Raw genomic sequence first — 15,747 nt, 5'->3', positions numbered from 1 at the left:
TGGAGCTGTGTCCGGCCGGTCGAGCACACACTCCCTCGGCTTTAGATACCTGAGATGCGAAGCTAGGGTATGTACGATCAGGTCGCGGACCTCCCGGTCACCGTCGAGCATTGCGAGTTCGAGCGGCTGGAGCGGGCGACCTCCAGCGGATTCGACCGAGCGACGACCGTCGTTCACCTCTCCGGCGCGGGCGAGACCGGGCGCGGCGAGGACGTGACGTACACGACCGAGGCCCACGATGCGCTGCAGGACGCCGACGCGTTGCAGGGCGGGGACTCCGTACTGACCGGCGAGTACACGCTCGACTCGTTTTCGACGGCGCTGGCCGAGGCCGATCTCTGGCCGGAGCCACCCGACGAGGACCGGTTTCGGCACTACCGGCGGTGGGGATTCGAGAGCGCGGCACTTGATCTGGCGCTGAAACAGGCCGACACGGACCTCGGGTCGGCGCTCGGCAGACAGTACGACCCCGTAAACTTCGTCGTCTCGACGCGGCTCTCGAACCCGGACGACGACACACCGCCGACGGCGGACCGGCTTGCGAGGCTGTGTGAGCGCTATGGCGACCTGTCGTTCAAACTCGACCCCACGCCGTCTTGGAGCGATGCGCTCGTCGACGAACTGACCGACTACGACGTTCGGGTGCTGGACCTGAAAGGGCTGTACGAGGGGACCGATGTCGATGTCGAGGCCGACCCCGAGTTCTATCGCCGCGTCGTCGACGGCCTTCCGGAGGCGCTGGTCGAGGACCCGGACCTGACCGACGCGACCCGGCCGGTGTTCGACGGACAGGAGGTGCGCGTCACGTGGGACGTGCCAATCACCGGTGTCGAGAGCATCGAGGCGCTACCGTTCGAACCGGCGTGGCTCAACATGAAGCCCTCGCGCTGTGGCACCGTCGAGTCCGTGCTGGCCGCTATCGACTACTGCGAGCAACACGGCATCGACCTGTACGGTGGCGGCCAGTTCGAACTCGGCGTCGGCCGCGACCACATTCAAGCACTGGCGTCGCTGTGCTATCCTGACGGGCCCAACGACGTCGCACCTGCCGGGTACAACGACCCTGACCCGGACGCGGATCTGCCGCCGAGTCCGCTGACCCCGCCAGCGGCTCTGACCGGCATCGGAACCGGATTCCAGTAACCACCCTGAGAACTGAAGCCGAAGCTACATTATTGTACGGATACTAACTATTCTCATGCGGTGTCAAGCCTGTGGAGAACGCATCGACGACGTGCTGGAGGCACACGCGCGACGGGCCTGTCCACACTGTGATGCGCCGCTCCTCGAGAAGCCAGCAACGCCCCGGTGACTACTCCTCGGCGAGATAGTCGTCCTGCACGTCGATGACGTCGCTCGAATCCTCGCAGTTCGCGTACCGTTCCAGCGGTTCCTCGTTCAGTTCCAGAAAGGTATGGCCCCAAGAGAACGTCGAGAGGATCCGCTCGGCGTGGTCGAGTTCCCCGAGGATGGCGAGCGCGCCGGCGAACGCTTCGACGGTGTTGAGCTGGAACGCCGTTCCGTAGTTGACCGGATTGCCGGCGACGAGAAAGGGGAGCGAGCGGTGCACCCCTTCGAGGTCGAACGCCTCCCGCTCGGCTGTCTCCCATGAGCAGTCGAGCGCGACTAGGCGGCTGTGGCGAGCGCCGTCACCGGCGGTCGGTCGGTCCGCTGGAGACAGCGCCTGCTCGGCGAAGGGGTTGAGCACGATGCCGGGCGGCGTCGACCGCGTCGCGCGGTGGAGTTCGGCCTCGTCCATGCGGGCCAGTTTCCGCGCGCTACATTTGTCTGGGTCGTCGTCGCCTTCGTACCGGACGTGCAGTTCCACAGGAGAGCTATCACTGTGGCGGATAAAAGCGACTCGTTCTGTGATAGCGTGCAAACACTGTTATAGCCGGACTCGGTTGTATAACGTGTGCTTTCAGAGGGGACGGCGGCACCACTGTTCGAACTGCCGGCACTCGTCGACGGCGACTGCCAGCGAGTCGGGCTGTCCGACTATCTCGGCGAGGATGTAGTCATCCTCGCGTTCTACCCGGCGGATTTCAATCCGGCCTGCGACGAGACGTCTTGTGACCTAGACGAACTCGACCTCTTTACGATGCAGAAGGACGTGACTATCTTGGGGATCAGTCCGGATTCGGTGTACAGCCACCGGGCCTTTGCGGATCGCTACGGCCTGAACATCCCGCTCCTATCCGACACTGACCACGATGTCGCCCGCGAGTACGGGCTCGACTTTGTGGACGATATCGGCCAGCAGCTCATCGAGCGGGCCGTCGTCGTCATCGACCACGACGGCGACGTGCAGTACGCATGGAGTACTGACGACCTCCAGCAGCTCCCTCGCGTCGGAGAAATCAAGGACGCTATCGCCGAGACCGGCGGCGACGACACCGCGTTCGCCCGCTACCGCGTCGGCCACGCCCACTACACCGAGGGTCGGCGCGCGTTCACTGCGGCGATGAGTGCCTTTCGCGAGTCGGAGTGGATGGTCGCACAGGGTGACTTCCAGCAGGCACGCGAAGAGTTCGAAGCCGCCGAAGACCACTTCGACACCGCCGTCCGGTTCGTTGACGATGCGTCCTTGAGACCGATTTACGAGGACACGAAGACCAAGGCGAACTCACTGTGGCAGGCCAGCGACTGGCTCACGCAGGCAGCCCGCGAGTACTCTAGCGGGGACGGAGCTGAGGGCCAGCAGCTCCGGGACGACGCCGAGCGGCCGCTGGAAACGGCCCGTGGCTACGAGGAGCCACCGGACCCCGACGGTCCATGGCCGCCGGACCTCGTGACCTTGGAACAGGACGACGACGACCGACCGGCGTTCCTCACGCAGGACGAGACGGCTGTGGATACCTCGCTCGACGTGGACATCGACGAGGAAGTCGAACAGACAGACAGTGAACTATCGGAGGCAGCGCCGTCGGCCACTGAGTCGGCGCCGGATTCCACACCGTCGTCCGAGGGTGCGGACGAGACTGACGAGATGCAAGACGCAACCGACGGAACGACAACTCCGGGGACTGCGACCACACTCTCGGACCCGTCGACAGCGGAGGACGACAGTGAGTCGGGAGCCGACGACACGCCGCCGGAACCGGTGTCGGCGGCTGACGGGGAGGGAGAGATCTCGGACGTCGACGACACCGATATCGAGGAGATACAGGCCGAACTGGCCGCCAGCGAGGCCGAGAACGAGCCGACGGAGCCGCTGGAAGAGACCCCGACTGCGATGGTCGAAGCGCCGCCCGACACAGTCGGCAGCGCGGACGACGACGCTTCGACACAGGACGCGCCGGACGGCGAGCAGTCGACTGCCGGCTCGTCGCCGGCTGCTGGCCCCGCCTCAGAAACGGAGACCGACGACGCAGTCGAGCTGGACCTGTCCGACCCGATGGCTGCCGACGGCGACACGGGAGAACCAGCGGTCGACGCCGGGCTAGATGACGGCACGGACGCGGACACAACTGAGGAGACAGCCGACGCGGAGAGCGACAGAGACACACCAGACGACACCGAATCGAATACGTGACGCGACCCGCACTCCTGCAGCGCGCACGGACCTACTACGACGCCCTCGACGGTGACGACTACGACCAGTTGGCCTCTCTGCTCGCTCCGTCGTTCGTCCACGACCGACCCGACCAGACTATCGAGGGCCGGGAGGGGTTCGTTCGGTTCATGCGCGAGGAGCGACCCCAGACCGACACCACACATCCGTTGGACGGCCTCTACTGTCGTCGGGAGGACGGCACGGCGGAACAGACTGACGGCGAAAGCACGGTGGCGGAGGTCGTCGCCCGCGGTCGCCTGCTCGACGCCGACGGAGAGCGCATCGTCGGCTTCGTGGACGTGTTCACCTTCACTGGGGACGACATCGAGCGAATAGAGACATACACGCGCTGAGCCCTGACTGTTTGTGGATTCCCTGTTTCACGCCGGCAGCGACAGCCGGACGCCGTAGGCCGACCCGTCTTTCTCCGTCCCGACGAGCACGTCCACGGTCCACGGCGTCTCGCTGACCGCGGCGCGGAACTGCGACGGCGTGACCAGCAGGAGGTCGGTCCACGGGCCGGCCAGCCCGTCGTACTCGACGCGAAAGGTCCGGTAGGCGACACCGGGCCGGGTGCGGTGTGCTGCGTCGGTCTCAGGGTCTGCCCGGTCGAGCGTGTCCATGTCGGCGACGAGACGACCACCGGGCTGTGTCACCGCTGCCAGTTCGGTGAGCGTTGTCCGGAGGTCGGCCAGCGAACTGCCGAGGCCGAGTTGCTTGCCCAGTACGGTGACCGTGTCGAACCCGTCGCCGGGCGGCCGCCGGAGGTCACCGACGACGGGATGGGCGACCCCGCGCTTGCGGGCGACCGCGACGGCTCCCGGACTCCGGTCGACCGCCAGCACGTCGTGGCCCCGCTCCTGCAACGTGAGCGCGTGTCGGCCGACGCCACAGCCGGTATCGAGGACCCGCCCCGTCACCGCCGGGAGTAGGCGTCGCTCGATAGGATGCCACTCAGACAATGGCTCAAAGTAGCCCGCCAGATGCGCCTCGGTCACATCATCGTCGTCGCGCCGATACTGCGGCCGCGCTGTGAGGTCGTCTCGGTGGAAGTCACGCACCATCCGTCCGAAGGCGTCGTCCGGCATACCTCGACGGTCCCACCGGAGGAACGTAATAGTGTATTGAAATCTGGTTTCGTGTAACACACCACAAACAGCGAATCGGCGTGCTGGCCGAGTCAACCGGTCCGCGGTAGCCTACTCCTTCTCGCCGGCACCGACGGCGCTCTCACCGATTTTCTCGGAGCCCTCGATGACCTCCTGACCGCCCATGTACGGGCGGAGGGGTTCAGGGACGGTGATAGTGCCGTCGTCGTTCTGGTAGTACTCCATGATAGCCACGAGGACGCGCGGAACAGCCAGCCCGGAGCCGTTCAGCGTGTGGAGGTAGTCCGCTGATTCGTGGCGCTCAGGCCGGTAGCGCAGGCCGGCGCGGCGGGCCTGAAAGTCCTCGAAGTTCGACACTGAGGAGACTTCGAGCCAGCGACCGCCGCGGTCGGGACCGTCTTCCATGTCGTCGCCGGGTGACCACACCTCGATGTCGTACTTCTTGGCTTGGGTGAAGCCCATGTCACCGGTACACATATCGAGCACGCGGTAGGGCAGTTCGAGGCGGTCGAGAACCTCGGCGGCTTCATCCAGCAGCCCCTCCAGCCGGTCGTAGCTGTTCTCCGGCCGGACGAAGTTGACGAGTTCGACCTTGTGGAACTGGTGGACGCGGACGTAGCCCCGCGTTTCCGTCCCGTGCTCGCCGGCCTCGCGGCGGAAGTTCGGCGAGAACGCCTGATGTTTGACCGGCAGGTCGTCGTCCAGCAGAATCTCGTCGCGGTACATGTTGGTGACCGGCACCTCCGCCGTCGGGAGCAACCAGAGGTCGTCGCTGTCGTAGTCGTCGTCCTGTCTGGCTCCGACGCGGTAGGCGTCCTCGTCGAACTTGGGGAGCTGGCCGGTCCCTTCCATCGAATCGGAGTTGACGGGAATCGGCGGGAGCACGTCGATGTACTCCTGCTCGCGGTGGACGTCGAGCATGAACTGGATGAGCGCGTGTTCCAGACGCGCGCCCTCGCCCTTGACGAACTGGTAGCCGCCGCCGGACACCTTCGCGCCGCGTTCGAAGTCAAGCAGGTCCAGTTCCTCACCGAGGTCGTAGTGAGGCACTACTTCGTCGGGCAGGTCCCGCAGGTCCTCGAACCCCTCGCGGTAGCGCTCGACGTTGTCGGCCTCGCCCTCGCCGGTCGGCACTGACTCGTGGGGGATGTTCGGGAGTTCCAGTAGCGCCGCCTCCAGTTGGGACTCTAGCTCGTCGGCGCGCGCTTCGACCTCTTGCAGTTCGTCTTTGAGTTCCTGCGAGCGGTCGATGGCCTCCTGTGCCTCCTCGTCCTTGCCTTCCTGTTTGAGTTGGCCGATCTTGCTCGACACTTCGTTGCGCTCCTGTCGGAGGCCGTCGCCTTCGGCCTTCAGTTCCCGCCACTCCTCGTCGACTTCGAGGATTTCGTCGAGGTCTACACCCGTGACGCCCTTTCGCTCGATAGCGTCACGGACCGTCTCGGGGTTCTCCCGGACGAACTGTCTCGATAACATGGACGACGGTTCTCGACGGCAGAAATTAGGCGTGTCGGTCCCGCGGTGGGGCTGGCCCGACCGTCGCCCCCACACTACGCCTCGCCGCCGACCTTGACCGCAAGCACCGGTACCGGCGAGGCCCGAACGACCGACTCGGTGACGCTGCCGATGAGTTCCCGGGACGGCCCGGTCCGCCCTTCAGTCGCCATCACGACCACGTCGATGCCGTGGCGCTCGATGTAATCGACGACCTCCTCGTGGGGGACGCCCTGCTCGACCGCCGTAGTGACGGTGTCTACGCCGGCGTCTTCCGCCTGTGTGCGGATGTCGTCGACGGCCTGCTGGCCGGCGTCGGCGAGGCGGTCGAAGATGCTGCTGTCCTCGAAATCAGGAATCTGATCGACCACCTGCTCCGTCTCGAGGACGTGCAGCGCGTGCAGACTCGCGTCGTGGCGCTGTGCGAGGTCGATGGCGTGTTCGGCCGCGGTGCTGGACCCCTCGGAGCCGTCGGTCGGGACGAGTACAGCGTCGTACATACAGTGGTGTTTCTGACTCCGGGTAAATGGCTTTGCCCTTCCTGCTGTCCGACTGTCACGACAACCACGGCACAACGGTTTTGCCCCCGCCGGTCACGAGGGAGTGTATGGGAATCGGTGACGTTTACGAGGTGACGGTTGGGGACTGCACAGACGTCCATTACGTCGACACCGGGATGTACGACGTGGCCGGGTACGGGTCCGTCTACATCATCGACGCCGAGCGACCGGCACTGGTCGACACCGGCATCGGCGCACGACACGAGAACATCCTCTCGGCGATGGAGTCAGTCGGTATCGCGCCCGAAGATCTGGAAGTCATTGCAGCGACCCACGTCCATCTGGACCACGCTGGCGGGGCCGGCTACCTCGCCGAGGACTGTCCGAACGCGACGGTGTACATCCACGAGTCCGGGAAGCGCCATCTCGTCGACCCCGAACGGCTCTGGGAAGGGACCAAACATGCCGTCGGCGACCAGATCGAGTACTACGGCAAGCCGGTCCCGGTCGCCGAGGACCGGATCGAGACGCTGACCGACGGTGATGTGATCGACCTTGGCGACCACTCCCTCGAAGTCATGCACGCACCGGGACACGCTCCGCATCAGGTCGTTTTCTACGATCCCGTCATTGACGGCGTGTTCACCGCCGACGCCGCCGGCATCTACACGCCGTCGACCGACGAAATGCACGTCACGACGCCGCCGGTCAACTTCACGCTTGAGGGCGCGCTCGACGACGTGGCAATGTTGCAGGACCTTGACCCGGAACTCCTCATGTTCGGCCACTACGGGCCGGCTGAGACCGGCGATAAACTGGAGACCTACGCCGAGATTCTGCCAGAGTGGGTCGCCGAGGTCGAGCGCAAGCGTGCGGAACTCGCCGACGACGAAGCGGTCATCGACTACTTCGTCGAGCGGGCCGAGACCGACCTCTGGGGCGAGCGCAAGGGCCGCGCGGAGATGCGGCTGAACGTCCGTGGCGTCCTCGTGGCGCTGGACAACCGCGAGGAATAGCCGGGTTTCTCAAGGCCGGGCCACAGTGTCGTGGTATGCGCCGAACTGGCTACCTGTCGCTGCTCTGTGCGCTCGTCCTGTACGCGGGGTCGCGGTTCGTTCGCCGGTTCGGCTTCGACGAGCGGGTACTCGGGGTCGAACTCGAACCGCTCACGCTGCTGGGCCTGACGCTGGCGTCGCTCGTACTTGCGTTCTACGGGAGCTACACCGTCTGTCGGACGTATCTCGTCACCCATACCCAGAACAAACGTCGCCAGCACGACGTACGGAACGTCCTCCGACTGACCTTCGGTATCGTCGGGATGATCGCGGTGTTCGGCGTCGTCACCCGAGAGTGGGTGAGCGTGCTGTTCTCTCTGGGCGTGCTCGGCTTCGCGGTCACGTTCGCGCTCCAGCAGCCGCTGTTCTCGCTCATCGGCTGGCTGTACATCGTGACGAAGCGGCCCTATCAGGTGGGCGACCGCATCGCTATCGAGGAGATGCGCGGCGACGTCGTCGCGGTCGATTTCTTCGTGACGGAGGTGTGGGAAATCGACGGCGACCTCGTCTCATCGAACCAGCCGTCGGGCCGCATCGTGACCGTGCCAAATAGCACCGTGCTGTCCTCCCGTGTCGTCAACTTCTACGGCGAGGGCGTCCAGTACGTCTGGAACGAACTCTCGATACAGGTCGCCTACGAGACCGATCTGCAGTTTGCGTCGGAGGTGATGGTCGACGTGGCGACCGACCACCTCGGCGACGAGATGGCCGAACAGGTCCGCGAGTACCGCACCCGCCTCGCGGAGACGCCGGTCGAACTCGACGTGAACGAACGGCCCACGGTCAACATCACACAGCAGGAGTCGTGGGTGGAGCTCCGCCTCCGATATCTCGTCCATCCCCGGCGGGGCACCCGGATGCGAAACGCGCTGTATGCCGACATCCTCGAACAGTTCAACGAACACCCCGAGCGGGTGAAGTTCCCGGTGAGCCGGAACCGGTGAAGGCGGGGACGGCTCCCGGTAGACCTGTGCTTCTGACACCGCCCTCGTGTGCCCCCGAGTGAGTGCGTTTATACGATGGCGACACGTTGGGCCGACAGATGGAGGCCAACTGTGGCTGGTAGTTCGGGGCTACTGATTCCGCTCGTCGCCGGCATCATCGGACTTGGCGTCCTTGCACAGGTCCTCGCCGCACGCCTGCGCGTCCCCAGTATCATCTTTTATTTACTGGTGGGAGTCATCATCGGTCAGCCCGGACTGGGTATCATCGGTGATGGCACCTTCGGTGGGGCATTGTCGGCCATCGTCGGTTTAGCGGTCGCGATCATCGTTTTCGAGGGAGCCTATCACCTCCGATTCGACCGTCTGCGGGAGGCCCCGGCCGCGACGTTCCGGCTTGTTACCGTCGGCGCGGCTATCGCCCTCGTGGGCACCGCTATCGCCGTCAAGTTCGCGTTCAACTCCGCGGCTGTCTCTTGGAACCTCGCGTTCCTGATCGGTGCGCTGCTGGTCGCGACCGGGCCGACGGTCATCACGCCAATTCTCAATGTCGTCCCGGTCCGGGACCGCGTTGCCGCCGCGCTGGAGACGGAAGGGATCGTCAACGACGTGACCGCGGCTATCATCGCCGTCGTCATCTTCGAGACGGTCAACCCAGCGGCGTCGAGCGAGGGGCTGTTGCGGGCGTTCGCGCTTCGACTGGGGACTGGGCTGCTCGTCGGCCTCATCGTCGCCGCCGTAGTGTACTACCTCCTCCAGTACGTCGATCTCTCGCCCGGTGACGCACCGCGGAATTCCCGACTGCTCGTGCTCGCGGGGGCGCTCATCGCCTATGCGGGCGCGAACACGATAGCGACCGAAGCCGGCGTTGCCGCCGCCGCGACGGCGGGGATGGCGCTCGGTAACGTCGACCATCCCTACGAGGAGGACATCGAGGAGTTCAAAGGCGACATCACGCTGCTGGTGCTGTCGTTCGTGTTCATCGCACTGGCGGCGCAACTGGAACTCGAATCGCTCATCGACGTCGGACTGCCGGGCATCATCGTCGTTCTCGCGGTCGCCTTGCTCATCCGCCCGTTGCTTGTGTTCGTCTCGACCGTCGGCGACCGATTCACCACGAACGAGAAGCTGTTCGTCAGTTTCGTCGGGCCCCGCGGGATTATCCCGGCCTCTGTCGCCACGCTGTTTGCCGTCGAGCTCCACAACGCGGCCGAAGAGGTCTCCGGGGCACAGGCCGAGCTACTGGGGACGCAGGCGGATATCCTGCTTGGGACCGTCTTTCTGGTCATCTTTGCCACCGCCCTGTTTGAGGGCGGGCTGGCGCGGTTCATCGCGGAAAAACTGGATGTGATACCAATGCGAGTCATCATCGTCGGCGGCGGACAGGTGGGCCGAGCGCTCGCCGCGCGCCTCGAAGACCGGGGCGAGAACGTCGTCATCATCGAACAGGACGAAGAGATCGTCGAACGAGCCCGCAACGACGGCTACGCCGTCGAGATCGGTGACGGCACGGATACCGACGTGTTGCGGTCGGCCGGAGCCGAGAACGCAAAGACCGTCGTGGCGGCGACTGGCGACGACGACGCGAACCTGCTCGTCTCGCAACTGGCGAGCTCGAAGTTCGGCGTCGATCGCGTCATCGCCCGCGCGAACAACCCGGACAACGTCGAGGCCTTCGAGGACCTCGGTGTCCGGACCATCTCCTCGGCGATGGCGACGGCTTGGGCTATCGACAACCAGATAGAGCGCCCGGCCATCGCCCACTGGATGACCGACATCGGCCGGAGCGGGGACGTACAGGAGGTCGAGGTCGAGAACCCGGACCTCATCGGCAAATCGATACGCGAGGTCGGGCCGATGCTGCCCGAGGCCTGCCTCATCGCGCTGGTCAGCGGCGAGCGCCACGATCACGCGGAGGTGCCGACCGCTGACTACGTCCTCGAAGCGGGTGACATGGTGACGCTGCTGGGCCGTCGAGAGTCCGTGCGCGACGGGATGCAGATGGTCAGTGGCGACTAGTCGTCAGTGAAATGTCCGACGTCTGATTCGTCGACGCCTTCTGTCCACGGCGACTCGCCGCGGTCGCCGTCAGTTTTGTACGTCCCACGAGCGCTCGCGATGTGATGGCCATCAGTGTCGTACACCTCCGCGTCGACGACGGAGACGCTCCCGCCGCTCCGGATCACCTCCGCCTCAGTCCGTAAATCGGCGGTTGCCGGCGCGAGGTAATCGATCCGCATGTCGACTGTCGGCGAGACGGTGCCGGATTGTGAGACGACGGCCGCTCCGCCGACGGTGTCGACGAGCGAGTACGTGACGCCGCCGTGTGCGATTATCGATTCGGGATTCGAGGAATGGCCATCCTCCAGCGGGAGTTCGCCTGCCGCATAGCCGTCTTCGACGGCGGTTATCTCCATCCCTAACTGCTTGACAAACGGGATGTCGTTGAACATTGATTGGAGACTCATGGCTGTCCCCACGGAACCGAGTCTGATAAGCCTCCGAGAACGGACAGCAACGGGTCAGGTGTGGTCGGTTGTTCATACTGTCGGCTGTCAAGAACTCTGCCACCGGGAGTGGCAAATATCTCACAGCAGTTACAGCCGACAGTATCAGGACGTGACTTCCTATCAGTCGCCTGCTACCGCTTCGTCTACCTTCGTTTCGCCCTCCGTCGCTTCTTCTGGGAGCAGATGCTCCGGGCGACGCAGGTAGCTCGGTTTCTGTGCGAACGCTTCGATTCGCTCCCACTCTTCGGGTGTGATATGACCGTCCATACACAGAACTCATTCTTGACCGGACTTAAACTATAGCAAACGGGTGTAAAATTAATATCTTCGCAACACTCGACTACCATCCGAAACTGCCACTATCGCAGTGCGTGTCCTCGACCGAGAATGAGGAGGCCAGCGTACTGCGGCAGCTTTGCTACCGATGTACTGCTCCCAATTACTCCCGCTCCAGTCATCCGGTGTCCTAATATGATTTTAGGCAGATATGTGGGTACTACTATATGTCTGCTGTCGTTACCGAACGGCATGCAACCACAACGGGCGACGTACGTGAAGAAAGCCTGCGCCTACATCACCAGAAACGGGTCGGAACTGCTGGTGTTCGACGGGCCGGGCCACGACGGGCTACAGATACCGAAGGGAACCGTTGAACCGGGCGAAAAACCGCGGGTCGCCGTACAGCGCGAGGCCGTCGAGGAAAGCGGTCTCGCCTCGTTCGAGCGCCTGCAACACATCGCCACCGACGTCTGGACGCGCCGCCAGTCGCCTCCGAAACGGTACGTACGGTCGTTCTACCACCTCCCTGTCCACGAGTCCCGAGACCACTGGGTGCACACTGTCACTGGCACGGGCGAGGAACGCGGCGCGGAGTTCGAGTTCTCGTGGGTCGATCTCCCGACCGACGCCACCTTCGCACTCGATCTGGATGACTACCTTCACTCGCTGACGAGTCCCGGCGAGGCGACGACAGCCGGCGACGTGGCTGCTGATTAGCGACGGTCTGTTCTCTGCTCTTGTTCGTGCGAGCGATACAACACTCGCAACCGATATACCCGATAAAATGCTGCAACCGCGTCGGTAGCGACCGCTCAGGGCAGTCGGAACTCGATAGCCGCACCCTGACCGAAGCCGACACACTCCGTCGCCAGACCCAGTTCCGCGTCGCGGCGGTTCATCTCGTGGACGAGCGTCACCGGGAGGCGTGCACCGGAGGCCCCCAGCGGGTGGCCGATGGCGATTGCGCCGCCGTTGACGTTGTAGATATCGTCGTCGAAGCCGAGTTCGCGCTGGCAGTACAGACACTGGGAGGCGAAGGCCTCGTTGAGTTCCACGAGGTCGTAATCCTCAGTCTCGCGGTCAGTGCGCTCGGTGAGCTTGCGGACGGCGGGGACCGGGCCGATACCCATCACGGTCGGGTCGACGCCGGCGACTTCGTGGGAGCCGATTTCCGCAAGGATGTCGAGCCCGCGGTCCTCCGCGAACTCGCGGGAGGTGACCATCAGCCCCGCCGCACCGTCAGAAACCTGCGAGGCGTTGCCGGGTGTGACTGTCCCGTCCGATTTGAACACTGTCGGTAGCTGAGACAGCTTTTCGAGCGTGGTGTCGGGGCGGATACCCTCGTCTGCCTCAAGCTGTCCGTCCTCGGTATCGATTGGGACGATTTCGTCGTCGAAGCGACCCGATTCCGTCGCGTCGGCGGCGCGCTGGTGGCTCCGGAGCGCGTACTCGTCCTGTTCCTGCCGAGCGACCTCCATCTCGTTTGCGACCTTCTCGGCGGTCATTCCCATCTGGAGGTCGCCGACGTTGTAGTGCTCGGCCAGCCGCGGGTGGACGTTGTGAGTGTTCTCGTCCATCTGCACGCGGGACATCGATTCGACGCCACCGGCGATGAGTACGTCACGCTGGCCGGCTGCAATGGCGTCGGCGGCCCGCATCAGCGCTTCGGCGGACGACGCACACCAGCGGTTGATCGTCGATGCGGGGACGCTCTCGCCGAGGTCTGACAACAGCGCGATGACCCGGGCCATGTTGTTGCCCTGTTCCCCGCGCTGCTGGGCACACCCCCACAGCAGGTCGTCGACGTCCTCGGCCTCGACGCCGGTCGACGCGAGCAATTGGTTGATGAGCGGCACAGAGAGGTCTTCGCTTCGGACGCCGGCGAGCGCGCCGTCCTCCTTTCCCTGAGGTGTTCTGACTGCATCCACGATGACAGGTGTGGGCATGGACAACGGAACGTCGCCACCTATGTTAAATCCTGACAAACTCTACACAGTGGGGGAACCGTTGTCGGCCGACCGGCCCAACCGCTCCCCGCTGCAGTCGGGTAGCGGGCTCACTCGGGCTCGAATCCCGGCGGCAGGCCGGCGTGTCTGAGCCCCTTCTTCTCGTCGATGCGGAACCGGTAGATCGCGATGTCGCCGTCCTCGATAGCGTCCGCGAACAGTTCCGGCCGCCACGCCGCTTCAAGCACCTCCGCGAGCTCGTCCCACTCGGACTCGGGGACGGCCTCGATACCGCCCTGTAGCAGGACACTCTCCCAGTGGAACATCGATTCGACTTTGTACACGAGCACGGTCGCGTCCTCCGCCGCCTCGGTCAACTGTTGCTTGCGACTCGCCGATCCACCGATGAAGGTGAAATACAGCAAGCGGTCACCATCGTACCCGAACGACAGGGGAATCATGTACGGTCCGTTCTCGGTCGGCAGTCCCAGCACGCCGACCCGCTGGTTCGACAGAAACGCCGCGATGTTGCTGTCGTCCATGCGCGTGAGTCCGGCCGCTTCGAGCGTGTCTACTGTCATATGTGCACAACTTCGGCCGGAACCGGTTAAATCAGTTCGGCTATTCTACATTATAGAGAATCGGAATCTCTCGGGCCGCGGAGTCAGCAGCTGGAAGCTGTTACGCTTCTGCCGGTGCGCCCGGTGCGTGGCGTTTGATCCGCTCGATGGCGGCAACGGCCTTGTTGCGCTCGGCGTACCCTTCGCCCGAATCAGCGATGATTTCGCCGTTGCGGTGGCGGAGTCGCCAGCGCCACTCCTCGGCCTTGTCCTCGTACACTTCGAAGGCCGCACTGCCGATTGCCAGCAGGTCGGCGTCGGCGGCGTAGGACTGGACCCGTTCGACGGCGTCCATCGCCTTCGACCGGTTCGAGTACCCTTCGCCGCTGTCGGCGACGAGCTCGCCGTTACCCGCTCGCAGCCGCCAGCGCCACTCCTCGGCCTTGTCCTCGTACACCTCGAAGCCGTCGTCGACTTCGGAGTCTGGTGCGAGTTCGCCGACGCGACGGGCCGCCCGCCGGGCGTTCGACCGGGAGCTGTACCCCTCGCCGGAGTCGGCGAGGATGTTGCCGTTGCGGTGGAGCAAGCGCCAGCGGAACTGGCCGGCAGCGTCGGCGTACACCTCGTAGGCGACGGGGTCGATCTTGAGGTAAGCCGCGCCGGGGACGTAGGCACGGACGCTTTGCAGCGCCCGGCGGACGTTCGACTTCGAGGCGTACCCTTCGCCGCTGTCGGCGAGGATGTTGCCGTTGTCGTGGCGCAAGCGCCAGCGGAACTCTCCGGCGTTGTCCTCGAACAGTTCGAACGCCGCGTCGCTTTCCGGTGCTGGTACGACCGGCACGTCCTCGGCGGTGTCGTCCTCGGTCGCGTCCTCGAAGAAGACGACGGCTCCGCCCACAGCGTTGGACTGGACGCTGCGAAGTCCCTGCATCGCCTTCTGGCGCGAGGAGTACCCTTGTGCGCTGTCGGCGATGACGTTCGAATTCCGGTGTCGGAGCCGCCAGCGGTACTTGCCCCCGGCGTCCTCGTACAGTTCGAACGTCGCTTTGCTGTCCATCGCAGCCGCGATGGTGGCCTGCGCCGCGGCGAGTTCGGCCTCAGTGGCCGCCGTGACCGTTTCCATCTCCTCGCGGACGGCCTCGCTGGACGCCAGTTCCTCGGCCAACGTATCCCGTTCGCTCGTCGCCTGCTCGGCCGCCTTGGACTGTTGTTGTGCTTCCTGTGACGCCCGGTCGGCATCTTGCGAGGCCCGCTTGGCGTCCTGTGTGGATTGTTCGGCCAGTTCAGTGGCTTCCTGTGCCGTCCGCACGGCTTCGTCGTAGGCTTCCTTCCGGCCGGTCAACAGCGGCGAGACGACCGCTCCGACCGCCATCAGTCCGAGGCCAACGATGTACAGCGTCACCGCCGGGTTCCCCTCGGGGCCGGCCCAGTTCGACGGATAAAACGTGGTGAACCACAGCATCGCGACCAGTGCGACCACGGCACCGAGGTAGGTGAGTATCAGCCCGCGTCGGGTCAGGGGCAACCGAATCGTCGGGCCGGCAAACAGCAGTATGAGCCCGATGGCCCCCAGCAGATAGCCGAACTGTCGCGGCGTGCTGCGGGACGCTGTCAGGTAAAACAGCAGGAGCCCGACGATACCGAGGATGATACCGACGACGAACAGCCAGTACCCGTAGGCTTCGTCGTCGGTGGTCGGCTCGCCGATGCGGTTCCGGTACACCGCTATTAATGCGTTATCAGTTGCCACAATGCTCTTTCACAGAGTGGGTATATTACCTTGGTGTCGGTCATCGGGGC

At 64.6% G+C, this 15,747-nt stretch carries 16 protein-coding genes; 7 read left to right on the top strand and 9 right to left on the bottom strand.

Going from position 1 to position 15,747, the window contains the following annotated elements:
- Nucleotides 1-69 precede the first annotated feature (69 nt).
- On the top strand, nucleotides 70-1,143 hold the full coding sequence (locus Har1129_RS14355; protein ID WP_151101275.1) for a hypothetical protein: 1,074 nt from the start codon (nucleotides 70-72) through the stop codon (nucleotides 1,141-1,143).
- Between the two features lie 169 nt (nucleotides 1,144-1,312).
- Here Har1129_RS14355 and Har1129_RS14350 read toward each other — a convergent pair whose 3' ends face one another.
- Nucleotides 1,313-1,828, bottom strand: coding sequence for a DUF367 family protein (locus Har1129_RS14350; protein WP_151101274.1), 516 nt, complete (start codon nucleotides 1,826-1,828; stop codon nucleotides 1,313-1,315).
- An 87-nt stretch (nucleotides 1,829-1,915) separates the two neighbouring features.
- Here Har1129_RS14350 and Har1129_RS14345 point away from each other — a divergent pair, with 87 nt between their 5' ends.
- Together Har1129_RS14345 and Har1129_RS14340 are read left to right on the top strand one after the other, a co-directional pair.
- A complete protein-coding gene (locus Har1129_RS14345) occupies nucleotides 1,916-3,535 on the top strand; it encodes a peroxiredoxin (protein WP_151101273.1) in 1,620 nt (539 codons plus the stop codon).
- A complete protein-coding gene (locus Har1129_RS14340; protein WP_151101272.1) occupies nucleotides 3,532-3,909 on the top strand; it encodes a nuclear transport factor 2 family protein in 378 nt (125 codons plus the stop codon). Before Har1129_RS14345 ends, Har1129_RS14340 begins: the two co-directional genes overlap by 4 nt.
- A 27-nt stretch (nucleotides 3,910-3,936) precedes the next feature.
- On the opposite strand, the gene Har1129_RS14335 is transcribed toward Har1129_RS14340, so the two are convergent.
- From Har1129_RS14335 to Har1129_RS14325, 3 genes are all read right to left on the bottom strand, one after another.
- Complete coding sequence (locus Har1129_RS14335; protein WP_151101271.1) at nucleotides 3,937-4,644, bottom strand: bifunctional 2-polyprenyl-6-hydroxyphenol methylase/3-demethylubiquinol 3-O-methyltransferase UbiG; 708 nt, start codon at nucleotides 4,642-4,644, stop codon at nucleotides 3,937-3,939.
- Nucleotides 4,645-4,755: 111 nt separating this feature from the next.
- The gene (gene serS, locus Har1129_RS14330) at nucleotides 4,756-6,138 is read right to left on the bottom strand and encodes a serine--tRNA ligase (protein ID WP_151101270.1); all 1,383 of its coding nucleotides are present in this window, start codon (nucleotides 6,136-6,138) and stop codon (nucleotides 4,756-4,758) included.
- Nucleotides 6,139-6,212: 74 nt separating this feature from the next.
- Nucleotides 6,213-6,656 (bottom strand): universal stress protein, encoded by a 444-nt coding sequence (locus Har1129_RS14325; RefSeq protein ID WP_151101269.1) that lies wholly within the window; start codon nucleotides 6,654-6,656, stop codon nucleotides 6,213-6,215.
- 107 nt (nucleotides 6,657-6,763) lie between these two features.
- Between Har1129_RS14325 and Har1129_RS14320 the strand changes: the two genes are divergently transcribed.
- The 3 genes from Har1129_RS14320 to Har1129_RS14310 all read left to right on the top strand — a co-directional run bounded on the left by Har1129_RS14320 (nucleotide 6,764) and on the right by Har1129_RS14310 (nucleotide 10,671).
- On the top strand, nucleotides 6,764-7,672 hold the full coding sequence (locus tag Har1129_RS14320) for an MBL fold metallo-hydrolase (RefSeq protein ID WP_151101268.1): 909 nt from the start codon (nucleotides 6,764-6,766) through the stop codon (nucleotides 7,670-7,672).
- Nucleotides 7,673-7,707: 35 nt separating this feature from the next.
- Nucleotides 7,708-8,655 (top strand): mechanosensitive ion channel family protein, encoded by a 948-nt coding sequence (locus tag Har1129_RS14315; RefSeq protein ID WP_151101267.1) that lies wholly within the window; start codon nucleotides 7,708-7,710, stop codon nucleotides 8,653-8,655.
- A gap of 111 nt (nucleotides 8,656-8,766) precedes the next feature.
- Nucleotides 8,767-10,671: a cation:proton antiporter gene (locus Har1129_RS14310; protein ID WP_151101266.1), complete on the top strand. Its 1,905-nt coding sequence runs from the start codon at nucleotides 8,767-8,769 to the stop codon at nucleotides 10,669-10,671.
- Here Har1129_RS14310 and Har1129_RS14305 read toward each other — a convergent pair.
- Nucleotides 10,668-11,120 (bottom strand): PaaI family thioesterase, encoded by a 453-nt coding sequence (locus Har1129_RS14305; protein ID WP_151101265.1) that lies wholly within the window; start codon nucleotides 11,118-11,120, stop codon nucleotides 10,668-10,670. The genes Har1129_RS14310 and Har1129_RS14305 overlap by 4 nt on opposite strands.
- Nucleotides 11,121-11,282: 162 nt before the next feature.
- Nucleotides 11,283-11,429, bottom strand: coding sequence for a hypothetical protein (locus tag Har1129_RS20675; protein WP_191906174.1), 147 nt, complete (start codon nucleotides 11,427-11,429; stop codon nucleotides 11,283-11,285).
- A gap of 261 nt (nucleotides 11,430-11,690) precedes the next feature.
- Between Har1129_RS20675 and Har1129_RS14300 the strand changes: the two genes are divergently transcribed.
- Nucleotides 11,691-12,158, top strand: coding sequence for an NUDIX domain-containing protein (locus tag Har1129_RS14300; protein ID WP_151101264.1), 468 nt, complete (start codon nucleotides 11,691-11,693; stop codon nucleotides 12,156-12,158).
- 95 nt (nucleotides 12,159-12,253) lie between these two features.
- On the opposite strand, the gene Har1129_RS14295 is transcribed toward Har1129_RS14300, so the two are convergent.
- From Har1129_RS14295 to Har1129_RS14285, 3 genes are all read right to left on the bottom strand, one after another.
- Nucleotides 12,254-13,387: a thiolase family protein gene (locus Har1129_RS14295; protein WP_151101263.1), complete on the bottom strand. Its 1,134-nt coding sequence runs from the start codon at nucleotides 13,385-13,387 to the stop codon at nucleotides 12,254-12,256.
- Nucleotides 13,388-13,497: 110 nt separating this feature from the next.
- On the bottom strand, nucleotides 13,498-13,968 hold the full coding sequence (locus tag Har1129_RS14290) for a pyridoxamine 5'-phosphate oxidase family protein (protein ID WP_151101262.1): 471 nt from the start codon (nucleotides 13,966-13,968) through the stop codon (nucleotides 13,498-13,500).
- 100 nt (nucleotides 13,969-14,068) lie between these two features.
- The gene (locus tag Har1129_RS14285) at nucleotides 14,069-15,670 is read right to left on the bottom strand and encodes a DUF1508 domain-containing protein (protein WP_151102160.1); all 1,602 of its coding nucleotides are present in this window, start codon (nucleotides 15,668-15,670) and stop codon (nucleotides 14,069-14,071) included.
- Between the last annotated feature and the right edge of the window lie 77 nt (nucleotides 15,671-15,747).

It is taken from the genome of Haloarcula sp. CBA1129 (genome assembly GCF_008729015.1).
Classification (GTDB): domain Archaea; phylum Halobacteriota; class Halobacteria; order Halobacteriales; family Haloarculaceae; genus Haloarcula.
The sequence above is the reverse complement of the archived record's forward strand: the minus strand, read 5'-3'. Positions and strand labels throughout refer to the sequence as shown.